The organism is Algoriphagus sp. (genome assembly GCF_024642405.1).
GTDB lineage: Bacteria > Bacteroidota > Bacteroidia > Cytophagales > Cyclobacteriaceae > Algoriphagus.
The window spans coordinates 1-5,503 of sequence record NZ_JAHEBC010000253.1; the positions used below are offsets into that span (position 1 = coordinate 1).

Genomic DNA, 5,503 nt, shown 5'->3' on the forward strand with positions numbered 1-5,503 from the left:
TTATTACATCTATAGTAGCATTTACAGTAATCATATTGCTGCTGGTATTCATTCTCCTTTTTGCTCAGTCTAAACTGGTAAATTCAGGAGATGTAAACATTGTCATAAATGGCGATGAAAGTTCTCCAATCGTAACTTCAGCTGGCACTACCTTGCTATCTACATTGGGTGGACAAAAAATCTTTCTTCCTTCTGCCTGTGGTGGAGGGGGAACTTGTGCTATGTGCAAATGTGTGGTCGAAGAAGGAGGAGGAGAAGTTCTTCCTACAGAAGTAGGCCACTTGAGCAGAGCAGAGCAGCAAGGGAATGTTCGCCTAGCTTGTCAGGTAAAAGTGAAGAATGACATGAAGATCCGTGTTCCAGAAGAAATCTTCGGGATCAAGAAGTGGGATTGTGAAGTTATTTCGAACTACAACGTTTCCACATTCATCAAGGAATTTAAAGTTAAACTTCCTGAAGGAGAGACTTTGGATTTTGAAGCAGGTGGTTACATTCAGATTGACGTTCCTGTGGTAACTGTCAATTTCAAGGATATGGATATCCTTCCGCATCCTGAATTAGGTCACCCAGCTGATGTTTACCAAAGCGATTGGGATAAGTTTGGTCTATGGGATTTAGTCATGAAAAATGACGAGGAGCTTTTCAGGGCTTACTCCATGGCTAACCATCCAGCTGAAGGTAATATTGTCATGTTGACTATACGTATAGCTACTCCACCTTGGGATAGAGCTAATAACAAATGGATGGATGTAAATCCTGGGGTTTGTTCTTCTTATGTATTCTCTAGAAAACCAGGCGATAAAGTAACCATCTCAGGTCCTTATGGAGAATTCCATATCAATCCTACTCAGAGAGAAATGGTTTACATTGGTGGTGGTGCTGGTATGGCTCCTTTAAGAGCTCAGATTTTCCACCTTTTCCATACAGAAAAGACAAGCAGAAAAGTTTCTTATTGGTATGGTGGTAGATCAAAGAAAGAATTGTTCTATGTTCCTCATTTCAGAGCAATCGAGGAAGATTTTCCAAACTTCCAATTTCATATAGGTTTATCCGAGCCTCTTCCAGAAGATAATTGGAAAATAAAAAAATCTTTGGTTGACAAAGAAGGAGATGGTTATGTAGGGTTTATCCACCAAGTATTGTATGATAACTACTTGAAAAATCACCCTGAGCCAGACGAGGTAGAGTATTACCTTTGTGGGCCTCCGTTGATGAACGCCGCAGTTCTAAAATTGCTAGATGATTTAGGAATTCCAGAAGAAAACATCAGATTTGATGATTTCGGAGGATAAAAATATAATCCCGCTTCTGCGGGATTTTTTTTGTCCATATACTCGTGACTTTGAGCTGTTTGGAAAAGGTTTAATGCTATCAGATAAAGAATGGAAAGGGTTTTGTTTCAATCAGTTTTTTACAATTGATCTTAATTCGAATGGGAATCTCTTAAGCTCCATGTCAAATTTTGATTATTTTTACTGTAGACTACACCCTTATGAATATTCAATCTTTTTTTGAACCTGTCGCTGACTTCCTTTGGCAGAAGAAGTACGCAGAAAATACTTTCTTTCATCAAATCCATTTTTATGGAGAGAACTTTCCTAATTTAAAAGGAATCCAAATCGCTATTATTGGATTGAAAGAAACCAAAGGAATAAAAAAATATGAAAGTCTTGATCGCTCTAGCTCAGAAATCAGGGAAAAACTGTATGAGTTGAAAAGAGGTTTTGGTGCCATAAGAGTAGCCGATCTGGGAGATCTAATTTCAGGAGAAACCTTGGAAGAAACCTACCAAAGGATCCAGAAAGTAGGGGAATACCTGATGAAACAACAAATCCTGCCAGTTTATATTGGAGGGACTCATGATTTGGATTTTGGACAATATTTGTCTTATCAAAACATGAAGAAGTTGGTCAGTCTACTTACTGTCGATTCAAAAGTTGATATGGAGGAAACAGGCCCAATGGCGGATAGACACACCCAGGAAATTATTCTTCATCAACCCAATTTCTTGTTTTCATATTCTCATCTGGCATACCAAAGTTTTCTAGTAGATACCACTTTGATCAATGTGATGGAAAAACTTTACTTTGATCATGTTCGATTAGGACAATTGAGGTCAGCTTTTAAGGAAATTGAGCCGATAATTAGAAATGCTGATTTTATGAGTTTTGATCTGGCTGCAATACAATCCACTGATGCTCCGGGAGCCGTTGATGCACAACCATTTGGTTTGACAGCGGAGGAAGCTTGTCAGATTTGTTGGTTTGCGGGAACCAATGAAAAGCTAAGCTCAATTGGGATTTATGGATATGAACCCTACTATGATGATGCACATAACAAAACTGCTAAAGTGGTAGCAGTTATGATTTGGTACTTCATAGAAGGCTTTTACTCACGTAAAGACAGCCTTTCTTTTAAAAGCAATGATTACATTAAATACACAGTTTCTTTAGATTCTAAACCCAATACGATAGTTTTCTATAAAAGTAAAAAAAGCGGTAAGTGGTGGATGGAGGTCCCTCAAAATGAGACTGAAAAGTTTGAGAGAGGAAGTACAGTACCCTGTAGTTATGCAGATTATCAAATGGCTCAAAAGGGAGAAATTCCAGAGCGATGGGTAAATGCTCAGATCAAGCTTTTGTAAATGAAAGTATACACAAAGCAACAGCTTGCGTTACGAAATGGGCAGGATAAACCTGAAATTTGGGTTGCCTATAAAGGTGTTATTTATGACGTTTCGAACTCTAAAATGTGGAGAAATGGAAAACACTATGAGCATTGGGCAGGTCAGGATCTAACTGATGAACTCCCAGATGCTCCCCATAATAATAGAGTTTTTGAAAAATTCATGGCGATAGGCCAACTGGAATAATATGATTTTAATAGCAGATAGTGGCTCTTCCAAAACGGATTGGAGAGTAATTCACCGGGATGGGAAAATAAGTCAGTATAGAGGTGTTGGCTTCAACCCATATTACCAGACATCAGAGGAAATGGCGACTAATATGCGTCATGAATTTCTTATGAATTTAGAATCTGAAATTGAAGAGATTTTTTACTACGGTGCAGGATGTTCGGTTGATTCCAGAAAAGCAGAAGTAGAAACAGCTTTAAGAACGATTTTTAAAAAAGCAGAGATACATGTAGATCACGACTTGGCAGCAGCTGCCAAAGCAACTTGTGGACACAAAGAAGGGATTGCCTGTATTTTGGGAACTGGGTCAAATAGCTGTGATTATGATGGAGAAAATATTGTCGATACTAGACCAGCACCAGGGTATATCCTAGGAGATCAGGGAGGAGGTGGATATGTTGGGAGAAAATTTTTAATGGACTTTATTAATAATGAAATGCCAGTTGAAATTAAAGAAGAGCTAGAAGATAAACTTAAACTTACTCCAACATCAATCCAAGAACATGTCTATAGACAACCTTTCCCAAATCGATACATGGCTAGCTTTTGTCGCTTTATAACGGAACATAAGTCAAATCCTTATTGCTACATGCTTTATTATAGCTCATTCATTGAGTTTTTTAAAGTTCACGTAATGAAATACAAGAATTACAGGGATAAGCCTGTAAATTTCGTAGGTTCTATTGCCTATTACAATAGTGATATTCTTCGCAAAGCAGCCTTAGATTCGCAAATAACAACAAACCTAATTATCGAAAGTCCCATATCAGGACTGACACTTTACCATCAGGAGAAATTATGAAAGTAACCGAGAGTTCTTCCCATTACGATAATCTTGAGAAAATGACAGTTTTGGAACTCCTCCAAAACATCAACAAGGAAGACCATGTCGTTCCAGACGCTGTAAAAAAGGTTTTACCTGAGATTAGTAGTTTGGTTGAAAAGATAGTACCGAGGATGGAAGCAGGAGGGAGATTGATTTATATAGGTGCTGGTACAAGTGGAAGATTGGGAATTTTAGATGCTTCCGAATGTCCTCCTACTTATGGAGTATCTCATGATTTGGTTATTGGAATTATTGCAGGGGGAGACACCGCAATTAGAAAAGCTGTAGAAAATGCTGAGGATGATCCAAATCAGGCTTGGGAAGATATTTTAAAATATGGATTCAATCAAGATGATACAGTGATTGGTATTGCAGCCTCTGGGACAACTCCCTATGTAATTGGTGGAGTGAAAATTGCCAAGGAAAAAGGATTATTGACAGGGTGTATTACTTGTAATCAAGATTCTCCACTTTCGAATGAAGTAGAGTGCCCAATAGAAGTAGTGGTAGGCCCTGAGTTTGTTACCGGAAGTACTCGTATGAAATCAGGAACTGCGCAGAAACTTGTTTTAAATATGATTTCCACAACGGTGATGATAAAGTTGGGAAAGGTGAAAGGAAATAAAATGGTGGATATGCAGCTTTCGAATGCCAAATTGGTACAACGTGGTACAAAAATGATTATGGAGGCAACTGGTGTGGATGAAGCTACCGCAAAAGACTTATTGCTTACCCAGGGTTCGGTAAGATTGGCGACAGAATTTTACTACAACAATAAGTAGCCATAAGTATCCCAGTTTTATTTTTCGAGTTAATAGTTATTAATTTCAAGAATGTACGTACCTTTGCAGCCCAATTAAGCAATTGATAGTCAAAGGCTTATTTAAAACAAAATCCAGCAGTGATGCTGCATACTTATGAAAGGAAATAATCCAAAAAAACAGTTTTTTAAAGGTGATAGCGCCGAGTCTCAACCTAAAGGAAATACCGGAAGAGGTGAATCTAGAGGTAGAGGAAGAAAATCAGATTCAGGAGCAAATGAATTTGATCTAGGAAAAAGATCATTTGGATCAAAAGGGAATAAAGGTGAAAAGCCTTCTTTTGACAAAAAGAAAAACTTCAAGTCAGATTCCCCAAAATCGTTTGGAGAGAAGAAATCCGGAGCCAAATTCCAAAAATCAGAAGAAGGTTCGTTTGGAAAAAAACCATCTTTCGGAGCAAAGAAAGAAGGTTCAGGAAATAAATTTGAAAAGAGAGAGGATTCTGGATTTTCCAAGAAGCCTGGATTCAAAGGTAAAAGCGATAAATTCCCTTCATCTGATAAATTCAAAAAAGATGAATTTGGCCCGAAGAAATTTGATAAAAAGCCGGGTTCTAAATTTGATAAACCCTTCAAAAAAGATAGTAAAACATCAGGATTTGGGACTAAGGATAGTAATGAAGGGCTAGTCTACAAAGGAAGAGGAAGAGATCAACAACCGGTTTTTGCACCAGGGAAACCAAAGAAATTTGAAGGAAAAATTGATAAGGCTGGATTTGGTAGGAAAAGATTTAAAGTGGATTCTGAAGCCCAGAATTCTAGACCAGATTATAACTTCGAACAACTACCCGCCAAAAAGGCAAAAAGCAAATCTGAAGATGGTTTGCTTCGATTGAATAAATTCATCGCAAATTCTGGAATTTGCGGTCGAAGAGAAGCAGATCAATTAATAGCTCAAGGCCTAGTTTCTGTGAATGGAGAGGTAATTACTGAGTTGGGATAC

6 protein-coding genes are annotated in these 5,503 nt (G+C 37.9%); all 6 read left to right on the top strand.

Features of this window, described 5'->3' with window-relative positions:
• Positions 1 to 2: 2 nt before the first annotated feature.
• Positions 3 to 1,292, top strand: a complete 1,290-nt coding sequence (gene nqrF, locus Q0L68_RS15460) for an NADH:ubiquinone reductase (Na(+)-transporting) subunit F (RefSeq protein ID WP_296704971.1) — start codon at positions 3 to 5, stop codon at positions 1,290 to 1,292.
• Between the two features lie 200 nt (positions 1,293 to 1,492).
• Positions 1,493 to 2,644 carry a formimidoylglutamase gene (locus Q0L68_RS15465; protein ID WP_296704973.1) on the top strand — a complete coding sequence of 384 codons (1,152 nt, stop codon included), beginning with the start codon at positions 1,493 to 1,495 and terminating at the stop codon, positions 2,642 to 2,644.
• A complete protein-coding gene (locus tag Q0L68_RS15470) occupies positions 2,645 to 2,872 on the top strand; it encodes a cytochrome b5 domain-containing protein (protein ID WP_296704974.1) in 228 nt (75 codons plus the stop codon).
• 1 nt (position 2,873) lies between these two features.
• A complete protein-coding gene (locus Q0L68_RS15475) occupies positions 2,874 to 3,716 on the top strand; it encodes an N-acetylglucosamine kinase (protein ID WP_296704975.1) in 843 nt (280 codons plus the stop codon).
• Positions 3,713 to 4,522, top strand: coding sequence for an N-acetylmuramic acid 6-phosphate etherase (murQ, locus tag Q0L68_RS15480; protein WP_296704977.1), 810 nt, complete (start codon positions 3,713 to 3,715; stop codon positions 4,520 to 4,522). The genes Q0L68_RS15475 and murQ overlap by 4 nt, the downstream gene beginning before the upstream one ends.
• 135 nt (positions 4,523 to 4,657) lie before the next feature.
• A partial coding sequence (locus Q0L68_RS15485) for a S4 domain-containing protein (protein WP_296704979.1) occupies positions 4,658 to 5,503 on the top strand: 846 nt, incomplete at its 3' end.